This window comes from Enterovibrio norvegicus FF-33, assembly GCF_000286835.2.
Classification (GTDB): domain Bacteria; phylum Pseudomonadota; class Gammaproteobacteria; order Enterobacterales; family Vibrionaceae; genus Enterovibrio; species Enterovibrio norvegicus_A.
On record NZ_AJYD02000038.1, the window covers coordinates 166,113 to 184,285 of the forward strand.

The window sequence follows — 18,173 nt, forward strand, 5'->3', positions numbered from 1 at the left end:
AAACCAAAGGAAACCTACAAGCCATTGTTTTATAACATTTATAATGTTTATTATCTTTTATTGGATGCAAAAAAAAACAATGCCACTATCATCAGGACCTCTTTTAACCAATGTGGAAAGATGAGTACAAACCATGAACAAAGTAGTAAATGATAAAAAAGAAAAAATCAGGTTAATAATATCTGCACTATGTATAACATTTTTTATTTTATTAGTATCAGGCTGTAAGGGTGATAAGACATCTGTAGCACAACAAGCCGGAGATGTAGAAGCTATCGACGATGCTAATGAAGAAGCGCCATTTCTTGAAGAACTAAGAATCGAATACAATACAAAAATAAAAGGTGATACAGAAACAGGATTAGTCTCAGGATTCTTAAATAGTTTTACAGCAACTGGATATTTTACTGATGGCTCGACAGATGACCTCACTAATAGTCAATATATTAAATGGTCATCCAGTGATCAAAGCGTGGCATTCATTAGTTCTAATGGCATAGTTAAAGGGAATAATTCTGGTAGTACTGTCATTACAGCAACATATAAAGATCCAAGGCTAGATGGCTACAATCTCATCGATTCAACCTATGACTTGGAAGTATTAGAAAAACAGGTACTTTCCATAGAGGTAAAGGATCAGAATGCGATAGCGGGTGTAAATAAGCCCTTTGACATGGATATCATTTTTAGCGATGGATCTCGCGTTCAAACATCGTCTAATCTCATTGATAAGGGTAATCTGAAAATTGCTAAAAACCAGTCCGCAGTAGGTGACGCACCAACAGTTTCTTTAGATGAAAATAATAACCTGGATCTGACTAATATCAACCAAGCGACGAATGTGCCTGTCCTTGTATATTATGGTGAGCAAATTCCAAGCGGTGAAACACCGAATGATAGTTTATGTGAGGAAAAGTGTGTCTCTTTTGCATTCACGTTAGAAGTGTCTGAAGCAACGCTTCAAAGCGTCAACTTAAGCGTGAATAAACCAATTATTCCTGCGGGTATCGAGACATTAGTTACCGTTAAAGGGACCTACACCAACGGAACAACTGATGATATCGATATTGACCTAGAGCATATTAAGGCGGAGTATCAAGACGCCACAGATATCACAGATGTCATCATTAACAAAGACGGTAACGGTAACGTTTTATTTTCATCTAAAACACCTGGTCAGGTCAATTTAACTTATGACAATGGAGATGTCTCTCATACATTTTTAGTTGAAGTTACAGAGGCTGAGCTTCAAGCAATAACGTTAGATTGGGTTGAGCAAAGCGAGCAGACCACTAGCTCTTATATCGTAGGTTTGAGCAAAAAAATCCAAGCCACTGGTAAATTTAGCGATGAGAGTTCCAGTATTGTCACCTCCCAAGTTTTTTGGAATACATCTGATAATATTGAAGTCGTTAGAACAAATAGCAAAGATTTAGATCAGCGATTTATAAAATTCAAAGAGTACGGTCAGGCCTTTGTTAAAGTGGCTTGGAAGGAGATAGAGAGTGATGAGTTTACATTTGATATATCTTCTGCAGAAATAGAAGCATTAGTGATAGATATAGATAAAGTGAAACTTAGCCAAGGAAGCAGCACAAAATTTTCTGTCACTGCCACATACAATAATAAGCAAAAAGCAGATGTCACTAGTGTAGTTGGGTGGGATTATAAAAAACCAGGTTCGAATAAAATCATCAACATAGAGAACGGCTACATCTATGCATTAGAGAAAGGTGAAGTAGAGATCTCTGCATTTTTAAATAATTTTGAGTCCGAACCCAAAAAATTAGAAGTAGCAGAAAAAGAGCTCAAGAAGATCTTTTTCAAAAACTCTAATATCAGAATACCGTCGGGTATAACAACAAAAATTTCGGTTTCTGGCATCTATACAGATGATTCTGTCGGCGATGTGGAGGATGTGATCTTTGTTATCGAGAATAATGGTGACAATATTAATGTGACTGAACAAAATAACTCTTATTTAACAGCGACTGGTGAGGGCGATTTTACTCTGCAGGCAAAACTAAGATCAAATCAACATGTTGCAACAGAGCGTATGATCATCTCAGTCGAACAAGCATCAAATCTCTTACTTCTTGTAGATGAAACGCCAATGCTACGCGGAGAAAGGAGAAAAATAGAGATACTAGTAGGCTTCCTAAATAGTAACAGCATGCATCAAGAGCATGTTTCCCAGAGACAAATACAAGTTACAGGATGCGCAGATGGTGGCTGTATTGTATTTGATGAAAGAGCTCAACAACTCATAGCAAAAAAAGCAGGCGATTTCAAAATAACATATTGCCATAAAGAAATGGATAGTCTTTGTTCATCTAAAACGATCAAGGTAAAAGAGACTTCATTACTTCCACAAATGACCGGAGCTGAAAGTCTTAATTATACAAATCATCAAGTATATGCAACTATAACCCAAAATACCTGGGTCGCCGACGGAATAAAAGAATTTCTCAATAGTCGCCAATACTATTTATATTTACTGGTTTTAGATAAAGGTGATGATTTCGGTGAGACGTTCAATAACGATGAAAATGACAAGAAAGTAAGATCAGTGAAAATTATTGATCAAAGTTTATTAGCAAGTAATTCAGGATTAGAAAGTAATCCTAATCCAAGTTCATATATTAAATTCCCATGCAATGTAAGTGCGGAGCAAGTAGGTTGTAACAACAATAATACATTAAGTTTCGGTAAAGAAACGAGAGGGGAATTTATTTTTATTTTCGAAGTAGAGCAAACTTATTATTCTAACGAAAATTCAACAACAACAGGTGGTGGAGAATTGAAAAAACGAATCTCCTATTTCACAGATCGATTTACCATAAGAGATCCATTACCTGGTGAATTTGCAAATTGAGCTCTATAAACTGATGGTTCTGGGTCTGATTACTACCCGGACGACTAATGTAAATCCCGTTCCCATATTGTAATCTATAATAGGTAGGAGAGAGAGTGTGTCTTCATTGATTCGAGAAGAAAATATGCACAGCTACATTTTTGATAGGTTGAAAAAAACTATTTTTAACAATAGCACTGGAGAAGTGTCAAAGCTTAGTATATCTGAATCAATGGTACTCTCTCATCTTATTGAAAATAAAGGCAATGAGGTCACAAAATCAGATCTTATTGCTGCTGGTTGGCCGATGCGAGTGGTAGGTCCAAACTCTTTGACAATGGCAATAAAAGCCATTCGCCAAGCACTTTCAGACAAAGGCGAAATAATAGAAACGCTGCCCGGTAAAGGGTATATGCTTCACTCTGGCTTTATAGAAGATAGTTTAGATGAAAAAATAGGCGACATGCCTAATGTTAAAGACAGTGCGACAGCTGAACCCACCGTGTCTGAAAATAACGATCCCGTTGCACGTTTTTATGAAGGTGAAGAAGTCAAATCAATACCGCATAAAAAAGAAAATGTAATTCATAATAAGAAAACAAAATTAGTCTTGATTACGTTGTTATTCTTCATTTATGCATTGTCGTTTTTTGTTTCTTTTGTTTTTCAATCCCATCAAGCATCGCTTGAATGTATCACTTTTGACGGTAAAGTTGTTTGTTCCACGAGTGGTCATATAGGGGATACTTCAGGGTTAGAAGATGGTGAATACCTATATGGACACTATAATGGCGAAGCTGAAGCATCATTTAAAAAAGTCGAATAGAGAATATTCTGTACTTGCAGCTCTCATCGTGTTGGGTCTACTTATGTTCCTCTGGAATATCAAGCCTTTCATAAATGGCACCGGATGCAAGTTCAAATTCAATAGTGAATCGGAGAGCTTGAAGTCTCAAGGTGCATGTATAGATGGCATATTGACATCAGTAGTGCATCAGAAAAAATCAGGAAGAATATACACGAAAAAGTATATTTGGGGTTATTGGGGTAGCGATATATTTCTCTATTTAATTTCAGAAAAATGGCAGAAACCTATCGATATATCTAACAAAAAAGATATCGACTTACAGGATTTTCAATATGACCATGTCAATTTCTTGTCTGCAAAGATATTCAAGTCCTCAGAGGGGAAAATCTATTCAGTTTATGACTACCCCATTGATTTAATCCATGAGGATAATATTAACGGTAAGTTTGGATTCATTGATTACAAACCAAAATTCATCGGTGTTGAGTAGAAATAAAAACAGGAAGAACTTTTAGAATGAACAATGTCGCGCTTCCGGTGTGGTCAGCCAGTACCTTCTTCACTTATCGACCAAGTATTCGCCAACAAAGAAAGGCAGCCCGTCAGCGCCATATCACCGAGCAAATCATTTCTAAAAATTCGCGAAGAGAGCGTTCTCGTTTGGAAGAAATAATGATGAACCACCTAAAAGACACAATCTTCCCACTCTAATACACAGAAATTTGTGCAGAAATACGGTAATTTAGCGCTATCATTATCCTTTAAATACAGAATATTAAGGATAAAACAATCTCAAATAACAAAAAGGCGCCGACTACCGTCAACGCCTTTAAAAATCAATAACAAAAGTAGCTAAATCACTTCGCTATATTGAAGAAAGCACCATCTTTACAGGTAAACGTATATCACTATGGCTAATTACAGACTTAACTTAATAAATTCATATGGATAGGCTGCGTGAAACCGGCTTTCAGCAAACATCAATTCGAAATTTGATTGTTGAGAAGACAAGAACTTACATCGAGTTTTGGAGGGGTTTTTCCGCTCAAAACGTCGATTTTCAGCTCAAAATCGTCATTTGTCATCTCAATTTTCTGTTTGGGCAAAGTGAGTCGGTAGACACGATTTTCTACATAAAAAGCTTGAGGCATCCCAATCTGGAATGCCTCAAATGTCACTTTGGATTATTGTCACCGAGTGCACTGACTAACTTCATGAGTGTACGGCGTATCCAAATTTTGGTTCCATCAGAGAGCTCCCCTTCGACGAGCATTAAATCCATTAAAGTATCAATCTCATCACAGAGAGCTTCTCGCTCTATAGCTTCCTTTTGTTTACCTTTGCCAACTGAGTTATCCATTTGCCATATTATTCCTTAATTAACCACTTAAGGTATGAGTGATAATCAACCCAGCCAGTAAGGGTCACAAGCGAGCGACCGTTGAAAGTTACAACTAATGTCCCATTTCAATTACACGTATCAACTGTGAATAATATTGTTCATACAGTTCAAATGATGAACAAACCATACATGCAGCATGAGAAAAAAGTCACAAACCTGTGATCAGCACCACATTTGTGTAGGTTGACGCCCATTGAGGAATTAGCATTCTAGACAACACGCGAGGTTCAATGCCAATGGGTGTATTACAAGACACCATTTTGAACGCGAGGAATACACGGTGGTAAAATCGACGTAATCTCTCGTCAACCTTGTACTCATGATGAATCGAAAAATAATGCTAATTGTTGGCTTTACCCTGACATTGCTTTTGATGGCATCATCTGTTGAATACGCCATTTATGACGATTATTCAGTGTATCGAACTGACTATCTAATCTATTTACTATTCGGCTACGTCACCTGTCTCCTGGTTGCTTTAAAGTACAAAGTCGGCAAATGGATGTTGGTCATTTTTTTCATGATGCAGTCAGTCACGCTGTTCGCTGATTCGCCAATTTTCTACTTCAGAACCGGTCTTTCCATGTATATTTCGACCTGGGTCGGCCAAATAGACGTCCCTTCGGCTGAAAGAACGGGCTTATCCATTAATCTCTTGGCGATAGGCATGATGATATTGACGTGGTCATCATTGAAAAGTGACAATACTGAGGATCAGTAATACTGTTCCTACCTGGAGAAAAAATGATAAAAACAGCACCAACTAAACGCATAGATTGGTTGATATTTTTTCGCCGAGCGAAAACTGTCGATACGCTGGACTTAATGCTGGATGCCGCACTGAAAAAACTCAACACGGTTGCTGAACAAGCCGATGCCATCCTCGGGCATGAAGCGCGCCTTGATGAGATTGAAGGATATAGGAAAGTCTAGAGGCAGGTAAAAAGAGCCCCATGAACTTGCGGAGAGATTAGAGAAAGGAACAAAGGGCTCTCGAGATCCATTGAAACGCTTTTTCCTATCGCGACCAACTCTCTTCTTATGATTCAGAGTGAAACAACATGGGTGTTTAACTGCTACGTTTCTCAGCGCCAAATCTTGCGAAGTGTCCCTAACAACCTATTCGCTTTTTCATGGCACTGCTCAGTGCTATTTCGGGAAGTGAATAGCCAACACGCGTCTTCAATTCTTGAAGTGAAACCTGCTTATCACAGTATCGCGTTGTGCGTTTAGTGTCTTGTTCCATAATAAACGCGGCGGCGTTCCCTCTTTCGTCATACACAACCTTATAGAACGCTGACGGGATTTCATGATCTTCATTTGCTTTTGGCATGTCATCCATCGGTTTCTCATACAAAGAACCGTTAATGACAAACAATGACTCACCGTAGCTAACACCGTCACGTATTGCCTGCTCAAGATCTTCCCATGATCCCTGATTCAATGCTGACGATTGCGGTACAATGTTGCTGATATAGTTCGTCTCATACCAATACTTGCTACCTGCAAAAGCGGCTAACGGGGCCATGTGCCCACGATCCGCACCGATGGCTTTAAATGCGCCAGAATAGTCCCCTTTCTCAAGAACATCTTCTTCGGGTAACACAGGGTTATTGCCCCAATTCCTTCCAGGCCCAGGTCCAAAGTTGACCACATCAACTTCATACGCCGCCCAGTCAGCAAACTTGGTCGTCGGGTTTTGTGAAAGCGCATAGATGTGTGTGAAGACGAGGTTGTTGCCGTCACGCACTTCTGGGCAACCCAATGGGCAAAACGGGGAATATATATTGGCGGAGGCAGAGAGTGATAGAAACAACGCCGGTATGCTAAGAAGATGGGGAAGATTCACGGTGAAAATCCTTGTCCGTTTGATTTGTGAGTGAGAATGTTGAAAGCAAGTCATGATAACTCATTCTGGCTAACATCCCTTTCTCATGTCCCAAAACCAGTTTGATCGCGATCGCTCAATGCCGTTTCTGCACCATTTCGTGTTATCAGTCATGAAGAAAAATCCCAAACCAATTATTTTTTGCCAAATATGTACTAATGGATAGGTAAAAGAAATGAGCACATCATCGGCATTTTTTATGATGTTGCTCATAAACTCAATGTGTTGATTGAAAAAATTATAGTTAGCCCTACGGCATTCATATCTTTTACTCAGCGAATAAGGAAAATGGCATGCTAGAAGTTAAATGCATGAAAACTATTAATCCGATGCAAACACTTAATACATTTCAAAGCATTACAGAACGCGATATTGATCTCTTAGTGCTAGAGGAACTGAACGTTTCAGACTCCTTTTCTCAATGGATCGTTTGCCAAGTTCGTAAAGAAGTAGCCTCTGTTAAAACGATCGGTGCTTGGCACTCTGTAGCTGATACATCTCTCGGAGAGTCGGATCTTGTTTATCTCTACCAATCTGATGATATGTCTTCTCACGCCATACTATTAGAAAACAAAATTGATGCTTCAGCTCAACCACAGCAAGGAAAGCGATACAGATTAAGAGGAAATAAAGGTATTGAAGATGGACTATGGCAAGATTTCAGAACCTGCATCATTGCACCAGAGGATTACATTGCTAGAAATTCTGAGCCTTATGATGCGGCCATCTCATACGAAAAAATCATGGATTATTTCGTTGCCCAAGGCGACAAACGAGGGTGCTATCGCGCTCAGATATTAAAAAACGCGATCGATAAAAATCGAAGATATTATGTAGCGAAAATTTGCTCAAGAACTACAGAATTTGCCAGAAAATATTTGGCTTACGTTTCAAATAACTTCCCAAAGTTGAACCCAGAACAATCAAAACCTCGAGCTGTTGGACACAACTGGATTCATTTCTACCCTGATCCTGCCAACAAACAGGTGCGAATTGTTCATCAAATCTACGGTAAAACTATTAAGTTGCAGTTTCTTGGTCGAGCAGACGACTTCGACCATATCAAGAGCCAGTTTGAGTGCTTAGAGATGAAAGGGTATCAAATAGTTAAATCGGGTAAATCAGTCAATATCGAAACGCCACTACCTGAGATTAAAATCACGGTACAAGAGTTTGAATCAGTCATGGAAGAGATAGGCACCGCACTTGAAAAAGCACAGGTGTTGAAATCGTTGATGAGAAGACTCCAAACAGCAGTGTGAGAGGGCTAGGACACAAAAACATGAGAAGGTCATGCCCAAAGGCGAGTTAGTTACCGCTTACGCCTCTAAATCATCTTTTGGCTTGTTTTTTCTAATGCCTGTCTAGTGTCTATGGACTGTACACTCAAGCTAGCAACCAAAGTCTTTAACGTCCACTCATAAGCATTTGATATTTTGTCTCTTTTGTGAAAGTAGTGAATTGACACCCGCTTCATGCTAATTAATACCCAATTAAGCTTAAATTAAAGTTGTAATAAGTGGCTATTATTGCGATAACTGAATGTACCAGCAGAGTACAAATTTCTAGTAAGGAGTTATAAATGAGTGTTTCAGTAGCTGACTTTGAGGCGAAAGTATTAGCGCTTGAGGAGGTTGTGATTAGGGTTCGTGCGCCTCGGGCAGCGATGGTTGAAGACTACAATTATGCAAGGAAGGCTGCGGGAAGCTCCTCTGTTACTGAGTGGTTACAGAATCGAATTTGGCCTTGTATTGATGGCTTCGAGGTAGAAGTTATTGCTGGGAATCATACCGCGCCTCATGGAAGAACAAAGTTAGACACTCTTCGTGCCACTTATGTTTACTAACAATTGCTTGTTAAGCACGTTTCAATGGGCGATCACGGAATGGAAATATTAAGAAAAGACTTAATTAAGGCTTATCGGTTTCTGGTTCTTAGGGATGACATTAGCTTACTGAATATGTCCTCGAGTTATCAGAACTTCTCTCGTGACCTTAAGGAGCTGACGGGGATCTCTGAGCCAATCAAAGGATCTGAAGATCTCAAGGCATTTTTGGTAATGATTGCGAAACCATGCTCTGAGATGCCTCCTTGGGAGGATATACGTAAGGGCAAATCTTTTCGAGATGTAAAACTGTATCTGAGAAAGAGTTTGGCCAGAGATGTAAAGGCACGATCTTGGGCTCAGCTTGAACAGTACTATTCGGCATTGAGGGCTATCTTTGAGTCATATCAGAGAAAATTAACTCCTGAAGAGCTTTACGCCATGAACAACGCTAGTAGCTTCAAAGGTTCTTCGAACTTAGAGGGGATCACAGTGTCGGGCGAACCCAAAACTGAGTCGAAGGAAGAGATTATCGCTCGCATACTCAAAAAAAGGAACAAAGGATAATGGACAAGTACACGCCTATCTATGGCGATCCGTATTGCTACCCTGGTACAGATGTACTGATTAACAATTTCGACGAGCGAAATATCTACATCCTCGAAGAGTTGGAGGTTGATCTAACTGAGGCCGCAGCGCAAAAGATTCAATTTCGTCACCCTCCTTATAACTTGCGAACAATGGAGCAGATCCACGCTTCACTTTTTAGCGATCTCTATCCTTGGGCTGGCAAGCTCAGGACTTGTGATATAACCAAGGGTGATACGCGTTTTTGCAACTGTAACTTTATAGAGCTAGAGGCCACAAAGTTGTTTGCTGCGTTGGCGGAAGATAAATGGCTTAAAGGACTGCCGATAGCTCAATTCGCTGAAAAGCTTGCCGAACATTATTGTGAGTTTAATTTGCTACATCCTTTCAGGGAGGGAAACGGACGAACTCAGAGATACCTATTTGACTTCATTGCAAACAGCAACGGCTATGTGGTTATGTGGGGCGAAATAGAGCGTAAGGAGTGGCTAAATGCTAACGTAATGGGTGTATTCGATCCGGAGCCAATGGCCATACTGTTTAGGAGGGCTATTAACTTGCTATAACGCAGTTTTGTGCAAAAATCAGTTTGAAGGCGACCGTTCTGAACTGGTAGCCTTTATCAGCCCGACTGGATTAACAAACTATCAATTATCCAAATACCGCAAGCTTTTCGTCACCCGTATACCCTCTGTATTCTCATGACTCGCTCGTTGTCTAGCTTTAATTGACCGTCTAAGCGCTCTTGCATCTATCGCAATAGGCCGATGAACATAATTGAATTTCCCTATTTGCTTTTTTACATCAAGCATCAACGCGGCATCAGCTTGCTTGGCCGCCAACCAATACGCCGTCATTAGGTCTCGGCGTCGGTCGAGTATGTGTTTCTCATAGCCCTTGATGGCATTATTTTGCTCATACTGTTTCATCAAGTCGTGGTCTGAGAACCCAATGCCTTGCAGCAAGAGTTGATGCCAAATGAAATCACCTTTCTCCTTGTAAGCATCCCCCCGATAGTTCAACGCGCCCTCTTCCTCGTACCGAAATGCCTTCATCGGATCTCGAACAAATTTAGGCACAATCTTTTCGATTCCTCGCCCGTATTTACCATCAGAGATGTCCTGGCTACCACGAATTGCGCCCATCACCACACCACCAAGAACGGGTCCTGCAATTTGCTGCGCGTAATGAGTCCACAAGTCCTGCCCTTCCAAATCTCTATTGGGATCGCGGATCCAAAGGCCATCAAGTGAAATACGGGGAGATACACCGGCACCACCCGCGCCATAGAGAACCAAGTCACTCATCTCTTTTCCGACGATGTCGGATAGGTAGGCTTTGAATTCAATCTCTGCATCCCAGGGCTCATCATCGTCACCAAAGGCCGCATCCAACGCATTGGCGAGCGCGTAAAGCATTCCAAGAGGCATAGCACTTACGCCACCTAGCAATGCCGTCAACCCAAGTGTGCCGAAAAGCTGCTTTCGTGCTGCCGATTTTTCTTCGACTGTTGCTCCCTTAAAACCAACATATAGATTGCGCAGTAAGTAATACGTCATGTTCTGGCTGTATTGCTTGAACTGGGTAATGACTTTCATCGAGGGAGATTGCATGTATCGAGCGCGATTGGCATTGGTATAGTCAAAGTGAGCGTCCCACGTCATGTCAGCAGCGGCTTTGACTGACGCCTCATGGCTTATCCCTTTTTGCCTCGACAAACGATAAGCAGCAATCGCGGTTGTTTCGCGGTTAAACACTTCGGCTTTATGGAACAGTGCGCTCACCATACCCATCACTTTTTCGCGATTCTCGTTGTATTGCCAATTCTCCGCTTCGGCCATTCCGGCTAAATCATGCGCATTGGTCGCATCCAAAAGGCCCATGTCATGCCATTGTTGATAGGCATCCTTTTCGTCATATCCATTGAGCTTATTGAGGATTTTTCCTTTACTGGTCACAAACTCTTTCATAGTTCGCGTCAACGCACCCGCCGCTTTGGCTGAACCAAACTTACTCGCAAGAATCGGTAACGCCACCACGAAATTCTGAGTCGTGTTGACGGCGGCAGCGGCCGGAGACACACCTAGCATCCAGATAAAACCCAGTGACGTAATGTGTTGAGCGACGCTTGAATGTTTTGGGTTCATCACCCAATCGTGACGCTTCAAGAGCTCTTCGGCATAGCGACCGGCTTGATTGTCACCCGATGCGTCAGCTGCCTTTGATGTGTCATTGGCATGCTTGGTCAATTCATCAGCATATTCCATCCTAGCGAGCTGATACGCACCTTTCATCATGTTCGATGCCATGGCCCGCAGCGCATCATTGCTCCACCCTTTGACTTTCTTACGGTGAAGAAACTGTTTGCGCATTGAGCGAGACGGGAGTGCCTGCAGGTAAAGCTGATAGATAGCGTCTTTGATTTCTTCTTTCTTGGCCTCATTCAACGATGTGCCGTCGACCTTACCAATAAAATCCGTAACAAAACTTAGGCTCGCCCCGCTAATACCCGTATTGCCTTCCAGGCGGTAACCTGTATTTACATCAAACCCCTTCTTACGGAGCCGGTCAGCGGTACCGGTTTGTTCTGCTTCACTATCGAACATCATGTAACGCTTTTCGCCGTTCTCATCGACGGAAGACAGCCAATATTTACCAAAACGTGTTAGCGGGAAATAGGGTGCGTTAACCTCTTGCAAATCAAAGACGGTGCGAAGCTCTGCAATCTGTTTCTTCTTTCTCCTGCCATCGACCTCGGCATTCTGTATTTGCTGTTCTAGCAGACGCCGATAGTCATGGTGACGTTGTTTGTAGTTATCTCGCATTGAGCGATAATGCGTTTTCGCCTCTTCAGGCAACCTATCGAACTGCCGTTTTAGCTGCGCATGTTTTGCCTGCCGATGTGGTTCGTTAATCAGATTACTTCTAAGCTCTTTCAGCTCATCAGTTTGCGCTTGAGTCTTATGACTGCCCTCATTGATGTTTTCGACGTACTCGATACGCCGCTCAATGGCTGCAGCTGCAGAAACAAACTTACCATCAGGATCCACGCCCTCCACAGTCGCTTGATGGGCAAGCCCAAACATCGTGTCTGCATCATGCTGATTCTTTGCTGCCCACTTACGAATGTCTTGCGCTATCTCCGCTGACTCAAACGCCATTTGATTACGCCTTGTCAGCATACGATGGACGGTATCGACATAGGTTTTCAGCATGGGTAGCGTGTCAGCGGCCAAATCCGACAATTGGCGAAGTGACACGGCACCCAACCCCACCTTGCCGCCGGCAACACCCTTGACGGCTAACGCCACCGAGCTGAGCGCGGATTTAAACCGATCAGCCGGTGTTTTCCCGCGCTCCACCTGCGCCATGGCCTCTTCAAACGTCATGTTCTGTGTGCGAGAAAACTTCACATCGTCGTCATCTGGTGTTACGGTTTTACTCTCAGCTTCCGCTCCCTCCCTTGGTACAATGGGTCCTTGGGCATGTAGGCGCGGCCCCGAACTGTTGCCATCGGAAGCTGAATCATCCCGCTCAAAGGAATGGTCATAATAAAACTTGCCATCCGGCATTTCGCGCACATCAATGACAACGTCATGCACTCTGCCTTCTACTTCAAAATGCGCGCCAAACCGATGATGGGCGATATCGTTTTTGTTACCTTTTGACTCTTCGATCTCCCCTAAATACACGGATTTTTCAATGAGCTCGCCGGTATAGGGAATCGATGCAGCCAAATCGGGCATCGCGCCTTTCATTGTATGTTTGATCCCCGTTTTACCCACGCTAACCGATATGCCAGAGCCCTTGTTAAGGTATGCTCGCCCTGCCAACAGAAAACCTTTTGCAAGTGCTTTTAGCCTGATTTCTTTGTAGGTTTTGCCGTGAATTGGCTCACCTCGAATAAGCGGTGCCTCGTCCTGCACCCGACTGAACTTTGCTTGCGACAGCGACGATCGCTTATTGGATGGGGTGGCCTGAACTTTCCAATGGTTCACCGACTTGATGCGGTCAATCAATGTCTGAACAATGTTGTTCATTTCTGCACGTGTCATGTCGCTTGGGCGCATCAGCCCCACCTTACGCAAAGCCCGCGCAATGGCGGCAACAAGGCGATCCCACCATTGTTGAATACGGCTTCGCTCAATCTCTGACGCATGGGCTAACACTTCTTCGACTTGCGTGAGCGGGTCTTGATCGGCGTAGTGTTTCAGGACTGTGTCCCAAAGCGGTTTAAGGTGCTTGGATTGCTTGCCCGCATGCACCCGCTCGACGAGCTTTTGATATTCGCTGTCCCCCACCACCGCTTTCAATCCGTGATGAACCAACACTTCATGGCGAAGTTTCTGGCGAAGCATTTTCATGTCTTTGATGTTTTCAGCGACCAATACCACAGCGGCACTCTGATCGTGATAAAAGGCATGGACGGTGGCGTCAGGAAAGGAGCGACCAAGCATCTGTTCGGCACTTTTTTGCGTTGGGACCACCTCTATGTGTATCCCCGCTCCCCCGCGATATTCTTTCAACCACTGCTGTACCCCTAACTCTGCATGCTTGACGGACATACCTTTGATACGGGCACGTTGCCTGGAGACGCCTTCACGGGAGTACAGCATCACCCGCCCATCGTCGAATTCCTGTTGCTCGATGGTATTGAACAAGCGGTCATAGGCGCGTCGGAGTGATTGAGATTCCGATGCTGTTGGGTAGGGATACGCATTTTTAACGTCACTGCCAATCGCATTTTTCTCCCACGCGGATTCACTTGCGATGTTGGCGAGAAAGTCATTCCTTGCATCCTGATCGGCAAGTTTTGCAATCAAATACGATTCAAATGCACGTGCACTCATTTCAACGGGCGTGGACCAATAGTCTTTACTTCTTTTTCGGTCATGCACCATAGAACGCGCTTTGAGATCACTCTTCCCAATTGTGGTCATCACGTTCATGAAGGCATCGCGCATTTCAACACGCACTTGATGGTCATTCCCCCAGTGCGTCCCCGTGTTGGTTGTCATGAAGGCATCACTGGGTTTGTGACTTCCATTATCCAATTTGGCGAAGTAGTTATCTAACGCATGCCACCACTCATGCCCGAGCGAACCCGCGCCATGCTTTTTAGTCAGATTGATCACCACCTTGCCAGGCTCGTAATGCGCCGCAGCGGGATCAACACCGCCACGCCCTCTTGCGCCAAATGCGAGTCCAAGTTGTCCATTGAGGGATATCGCTTTCGGTGAAATACCAAGAATGGCGGCCATGTCCATCAATGCGTCATAGGCATCGTTCACCATCGACTGACGCTTGCCTTGCTCCACCCAATTGCCAAATTCCACGCCACGAAACCCAAAGGTCTTCGCAAAGTCCTCAGCTTTGACATCGCTGCCTTGGCGCATGTCTTCACCGACACGCGGATCATTGGTGTCACGACGAGGTGGCGGCGTAAACTTTGCGGCATCCAGTTTGTCTGCCAACGCATCATGGTCTTCATCGACCATACGGCGGGCTTCCCCAAGGCTGTCTATCGGGCCTGCAAGGTCAATGTATGAACGCCCGACTTTTTTACCGACAAAATACCCAGGCTCACTGCGCTTGGTGTAGACATCAAACGAGGCCGCCTTGCGCTTTTTAGGTTGGCTCATCAATTTTTCGTATTGCGCTTTAAACTCTTCAATGGCCGCGTCTTTGGTGTCGCCATAGGATAAGAGCCTTGGCCAGTTCCCATAAGCACTGCCTTTGGCCGAACGTTCCACCGTCCATATCGTTTTAGGAGGGTCAAACGTTTCACCTTTGAACATGCTGTAATGCCCGCTTGTCAGAGATAGATGCGCCAGACTATGCGCATGACCCACGGCATCATAGAGCGCGGCTCTCCCCATCACTTTATGGCTGTCCCTGCTCGATGACTTTTTAAGCGCGTCAGTCACCTCCTCAGGTGTTAGTGCCCCCTTAACCGCAGCCATCGACACATCACGCATACGTTTAAGGGCGTACGCCCATGGCACTAACTTGTGCGCACGCCGAGGTTTTGGGGGAATGCTGTCACGCATGGCGCGGAAAAGACTGATGGCTGTCAACGATACACCTTGGTCCAATAAGGCGATGTAATTGGGTTGGGGCCAGGCGTTTGAGAGTGTCAGAGACTGAATGTCTTCCGGTGTTTCTCCTTTTATCGAGTCAGCGTAGGCGCCCCATACGTCTTTTCGCGCACCACCAATTTTTTCGCCGACATCTTCAATGCGATTTGGCGGGGTATCGTTATGAGGCTCGATGTTCTTTGTCACCGTCTGTGATTCTGACACCGCCCCATCATTAGGACTGGAGGGCGCGTCCTTTTCGATTTCTGGCTGATAGCGTGGCATGAACTCTTTTAGCTTTTTTGTACGGCGAGTTTTAGCTTCATCACGCATCATGCTCAGGCGTGTTTTCACAAACGCTTCGGCTTTTCTTAGATCCTCTCGCGCCGTCAGCTGCTCATGCTTGGGCAACGTACGAATAAGATTTTCACCGCGCGATCGCAAATCATCCATCACCTGCTTAATGGCATTGGGTGAAAAATCAGGTACCGCGTTCGTTTCTGTCGCTGGCGAAAAAAGGGCTTCCGTTTTCGCACGTCGTTCAATGGTCTCGGGCTTCGCCTCGTTAACAGCCTGACGTCTTTCTGCCTCAGCATTGAATGCCGCTAATCGCTCCGGCGCATGGCGAAGCGATTCAAGCAAGGCCGCTTTCAACTGTGGGTTAGCTTTGGCCATGCGTTTACTTAACCGTTTACGCATCGACTTGGTTTTCTTGACTGTCTCTGAAAAATCGGACAAAGGAATGAGCTCAGAACGCTGCGCCTCAGCCTGATGTCGTGCCTGACGCCAAGCCTTATCGCGTTGAAATGTTTTTGTGACATCACCATCACGTGTTTCTGGCTCTTCCGGTTTTAACGCACGCTCCGCATTCGCTTCACGCTTGAGCAATTCAGCTCTAGCAATGTCTGCGTCAAAATCTCGGTGTGGCGTTTGCCTACCATCACGCTCGGCTTGCGCCTCTTCTAGACGCGGATCGTAAGGCGGGGAGTATGGCTTATAGGTGGGCACGCCATCGCGTTCTTCTGTCAGTTGCTGACGGCCTTGCTCGATGGCGGTAATGTAGCGTTCTGCTTTTGACTGAGCCGCCACGTACCCCGATTGTTGTCCCGCCTGACGTTTTTCCACCGCGGCATCGAAGGCTTGCTGCACACCCGTTTCATCTATATCCAACGAGGACGCTTGTTCTGCTAACGCATAGATGTCTTGTTCAGCCGTGATATCTCCTTGTTCAATACGTTCAAGTGCCGCATCGGTTTTCTGCGCATCAAAGGCATAAGCACGCTTTAACAGTTGAATGTCATGATTTGAGGGGTCGCTCAATACCTGTTTTTCACGCAACACGGCGCGAGACTGGTCACGCTTGGCAGTGAGCGGGTCAGCTGCGTCACTGTCTGTTGGCGCGATATTGACGTCTTGCGATGGCGCTACCGGTTGGACTGTTTCCTCTGTTTCAGCGAGGGACGGCTCCTCCACAGGTGAAACATTGGGACCTGCTTGCCCATCTGGCGCTGTTTCAACGGATCCAGGGTGAGGCGCAATCACCTCCGGCTCTGGCGGCGCGGCGCGTGCCCCGCCAACGGCGCCCATGCCACTGCCGAGGACACCGCCAATCGCGGCTTCATTCACGGCACCAAGTGCCACGCCATCCATCAACGCTTTATCTGTACCGGCGAATTCATTAGCGACCTTGTTCGACACATACTGCTCAACGCCACCTTGGAGGGCTTCTGTGGGTGCTTCACGCACCGCCCCTATCGCCGCGCCTTTCATGATGCCTTTTCCCGTTCCTTTAACCAGTGCGTTTGCCAAAGGAACATCGCCGACAAGTGTTGCTGCGACACTTGCCCCCAACGTGAGTGGGTCGGTCATCGTGGCTTGAGAGGCACCATTGGCAACGCGTGCTCTCGCTTCTTCTAGTTTTTGGTCATCACTGAGCAAAGCGAACTCGGGGTCGGTATCGACATCCATAAACGCTGACGTAAACACCTCACTTTTCAGCAAGTCTTCAAACGGCGTGTTCAAGATACTTTCTTTGGATTGCTGGCCTTGCGCGCCCACATCGCTCGCCATAGACACCGCCGCTGTGGGCGCTTTCGTCAGCAGATTCACCGCATGTGTTGCCGCTTTTGCCGCTAGCTCCGGCCTGGCTCCCGAGCGGACCGCCATGCTCGTCAATGAACTCACCGCATTGGGTAACGACATCCCGCCCGTTGCGATGGCAGACGCCACGGTAGGCGCCAGATACCCAAGCCCTTGGCTCAATTGCATTCCCCAGACAGCAGGATCCGTGGAAAACTTCCAGCTTCCATCGGGCGATTCAGACACGGGCAATGTCTCAAGGGCTTCTTTGCCGTCATCCGTCAGCGTATCTCTGACGGCATCTGCACCTTGACCCATGATGTCTCCCACCCAGGACACATAATTGGCGGCCAAACCTTGCGGTGTGTAGTTCGCGGCATCAATCAATGCATCGGGCACACCTAACTCTCGCGCCTTATCGCCTAAGTAATTCTGTGTCTGGCTTACGACTTCCGTGCCGCCTTCCACGCTGTTCATCGCGCCAATCGCTACCGCTTTGGCCGCGTCGCCTGCGGTGACTTCCAGGTTTTTTGTCGGTGCGTAGGCGTTCAAATCAAAGTCATCCGATAACTCAAACGTCATGTCGGTGCGCCCATTCACTGTCGCGTCAGGGTTGTTTCCACGTGATTCGTTTGGCATATGTTGCTCCAAG

13 protein-coding genes are annotated in these 18,173 nt (G+C 45.1%); 10 read left to right on the top strand and 3 right to left on the bottom strand.

Going from position 1 to position 18,173, the window contains the following annotated elements; genetic code table 11:
- Window positions 1–133: 133 nt before the first annotated feature.
- The 4 genes from A1OO_RS09165 to A1OO_RS09180 all read left to right on the top strand — a co-directional run bounded on the left by A1OO_RS09165 (window position 134) and on the right by A1OO_RS09180 (window position 4,373).
- Window positions 134–2,875 carry an Ig-like domain-containing protein gene (locus tag A1OO_RS09165; RefSeq protein ID WP_017002797.1) on the top strand — a complete coding sequence of 914 codons (2,742 nt, stop codon included), beginning with the start codon at window positions 134–136 and terminating at the stop codon, window positions 2,873–2,875.
- Between the two features lie 97 nt (window positions 2,876–2,972).
- Complete coding sequence (locus tag A1OO_RS09170; RefSeq protein WP_017002798.1) at window positions 2,973–3,680, top strand: winged helix-turn-helix domain-containing protein; 708 nt, start codon at window positions 2,973–2,975, stop codon at window positions 3,678–3,680.
- Window positions 3,643–4,152, top strand: a complete 510-nt coding sequence (locus A1OO_RS09175; protein ID WP_016962205.1) for a hypothetical protein — start codon at window positions 3,643–3,645, stop codon at window positions 4,150–4,152. Before A1OO_RS09170 ends, A1OO_RS09175 begins: the two co-directional genes overlap by 38 nt.
- 26 nt (window positions 4,153–4,178) lie before the next feature.
- The gene (locus A1OO_RS09180; RefSeq protein ID WP_017002799.1) at window positions 4,179–4,373 is read left to right on the top strand and encodes a hypothetical protein; all 195 of its coding nucleotides are present in this window, start codon (window positions 4,179–4,181) and stop codon (window positions 4,371–4,373) included.
- Between the two features lie 463 nt (window positions 4,374–4,836).
- Here the strand turns inward: A1OO_RS09180 and A1OO_RS09190 are convergent, their stop codons facing one another.
- The gene (locus tag A1OO_RS09190; RefSeq protein ID WP_017002801.1) at window positions 4,837–5,022 is read right to left on the bottom strand and encodes a hypothetical protein; all 186 of its coding nucleotides are present in this window, start codon (window positions 5,020–5,022) and stop codon (window positions 4,837–4,839) included.
- 379 nt (window positions 5,023–5,401) lie between these two features.
- On the opposite strand from A1OO_RS09190, the gene A1OO_RS09195 reads away from it, so the two are divergent.
- Together A1OO_RS09195 and A1OO_RS09200 are read left to right on the top strand one after the other, a co-directional pair.
- Window positions 5,402–5,785, top strand: a complete 384-nt coding sequence (locus A1OO_RS09195) for a hypothetical protein (RefSeq protein ID WP_017002802.1) — start codon at window positions 5,402–5,404, stop codon at window positions 5,783–5,785.
- A 23-nt stretch (window positions 5,786–5,808) separates the two neighbouring features.
- Window positions 5,809–5,997: a hypothetical protein gene (locus tag A1OO_RS09200; protein WP_017002803.1), complete on the top strand. Its 189-nt coding sequence runs from the start codon at window positions 5,809–5,811 to the stop codon at window positions 5,995–5,997.
- Between the two features lie 178 nt (window positions 5,998–6,175).
- Here A1OO_RS09200 and A1OO_RS09205 read toward each other — a convergent pair whose 3' ends face one another.
- On the bottom strand, window positions 6,176–6,913 hold the full coding sequence (locus A1OO_RS09205) for a DNA/RNA non-specific endonuclease (protein ID WP_017002804.1): 738 nt from the start codon (window positions 6,911–6,913) through the stop codon (window positions 6,176–6,178).
- 332 nt (window positions 6,914–7,245) lie between these two features.
- Between A1OO_RS09205 and A1OO_RS09210 the strand changes: the two genes are divergently transcribed.
- From A1OO_RS09210 to A1OO_RS09225, 4 genes are all read left to right on the top strand, one after another.
- A complete protein-coding gene (locus A1OO_RS09210; RefSeq protein WP_017002805.1) occupies window positions 7,246–8,214 on the top strand; it encodes a hypothetical protein in 969 nt (322 codons plus the stop codon).
- 320 nt (window positions 8,215–8,534) lie between these two features.
- Window positions 8,535–8,798 carry a hypothetical protein gene (locus tag A1OO_RS09215; RefSeq protein WP_017002806.1) on the top strand — a complete coding sequence of 88 codons (264 nt, stop codon included), beginning with the start codon at window positions 8,535–8,537 and terminating at the stop codon, window positions 8,796–8,798.
- Between the two features lie 24 nt (window positions 8,799–8,822).
- A complete protein-coding gene (locus tag A1OO_RS09220) occupies window positions 8,823–9,344 on the top strand; it encodes a hypothetical protein (RefSeq protein ID WP_017002807.1) in 522 nt (173 codons plus the stop codon).
- Entirely contained in the window at window positions 9,344–9,931 is a 588-nt protein-coding gene (locus A1OO_RS09225) for a Fic/DOC family protein (RefSeq protein ID WP_017002808.1), read from the top strand. The genes A1OO_RS09220 and A1OO_RS09225 overlap by 1 nt, the downstream gene beginning before the upstream one ends.
- A gap of 81 nt (window positions 9,932–10,012) precedes the next feature.
- On the opposite strand, the gene A1OO_RS09230 is transcribed toward A1OO_RS09225, so the two are convergent.
- Window positions 10,013–18,160: a PLxRFG domain-containing protein gene (locus tag A1OO_RS09230; protein ID WP_017002809.1), complete on the bottom strand. Its 8,148-nt coding sequence runs from the start codon at window positions 18,158–18,160 to the stop codon at window positions 10,013–10,015.
- Window positions 18,161–18,173 lie beyond the last annotated feature (13 nt).

Excerpts from the sequence above, each read along its gene's own strand:
- A1OO_RS09215 (WP_017002806.1), top strand. The coding sequence starts at position 8,535 with ATGAGTGTTTCAGTAGCTGACTTTGAGGCGAAAGTATTAGCGCTTGAG.
- A1OO_RS09220 (WP_017002807.1), top strand. The coding sequence starts at position 8,823 with ATGGGCGATCACGGAATGGAAATATTAAGAAAAGACTTAATTAAGGCT.
- A1OO_RS09175 (WP_016962205.1), top strand. The coding sequence starts at position 3,643 with ATGGCGAAGCTGAAGCATCATTTAAAAAAGTCGAATAGAGAATATTCT.
- A1OO_RS09195 (WP_017002802.1), top strand. The coding sequence starts at position 5,402 with ATGCTAATTGTTGGCTTTACCCTGACATTGCTTTTGATGGCATCATCT.
- A1OO_RS09180 (WP_017002799.1), top strand. The coding sequence starts at position 4,179 with ATGAACAATGTCGCGCTTCCGGTGTGGTCAGCCAGTACCTTCTTCACT.
- A1OO_RS09230 (WP_017002809.1), bottom strand. The coding sequence starts at position 18,160 with ATGCCAAACGAATCACGTGGAAACAACCCTGACGCGACAGTGAATGGG.
- A1OO_RS09190 (WP_017002801.1), bottom strand. The coding sequence starts at position 5,022 with ATGGATAACTCAGTTGGCAAAGGTAAACAAAAGGAAGCTATAGAGCGA.
- A1OO_RS09225 (WP_017002808.1), top strand. The coding sequence starts at position 9,344 with ATGGACAAGTACACGCCTATCTATGGCGATCCGTATTGCTACCCTGGT.
- A1OO_RS09210 (WP_017002805.1), top strand. The coding sequence starts at position 7,246 with ATGCTAGAAGTTAAATGCATGAAAACTATTAATCCGATGCAAACACTT.
- A1OO_RS09200 (WP_017002803.1), top strand. The coding sequence starts at position 5,809 with ATGATAAAAACAGCACCAACTAAACGCATAGATTGGTTGATATTTTTT.
- A1OO_RS09165 (WP_017002797.1), top strand. The coding sequence starts at position 134 with ATGAACAAAGTAGTAAATGATAAAAAAGAAAAAATCAGGTTAATAATA.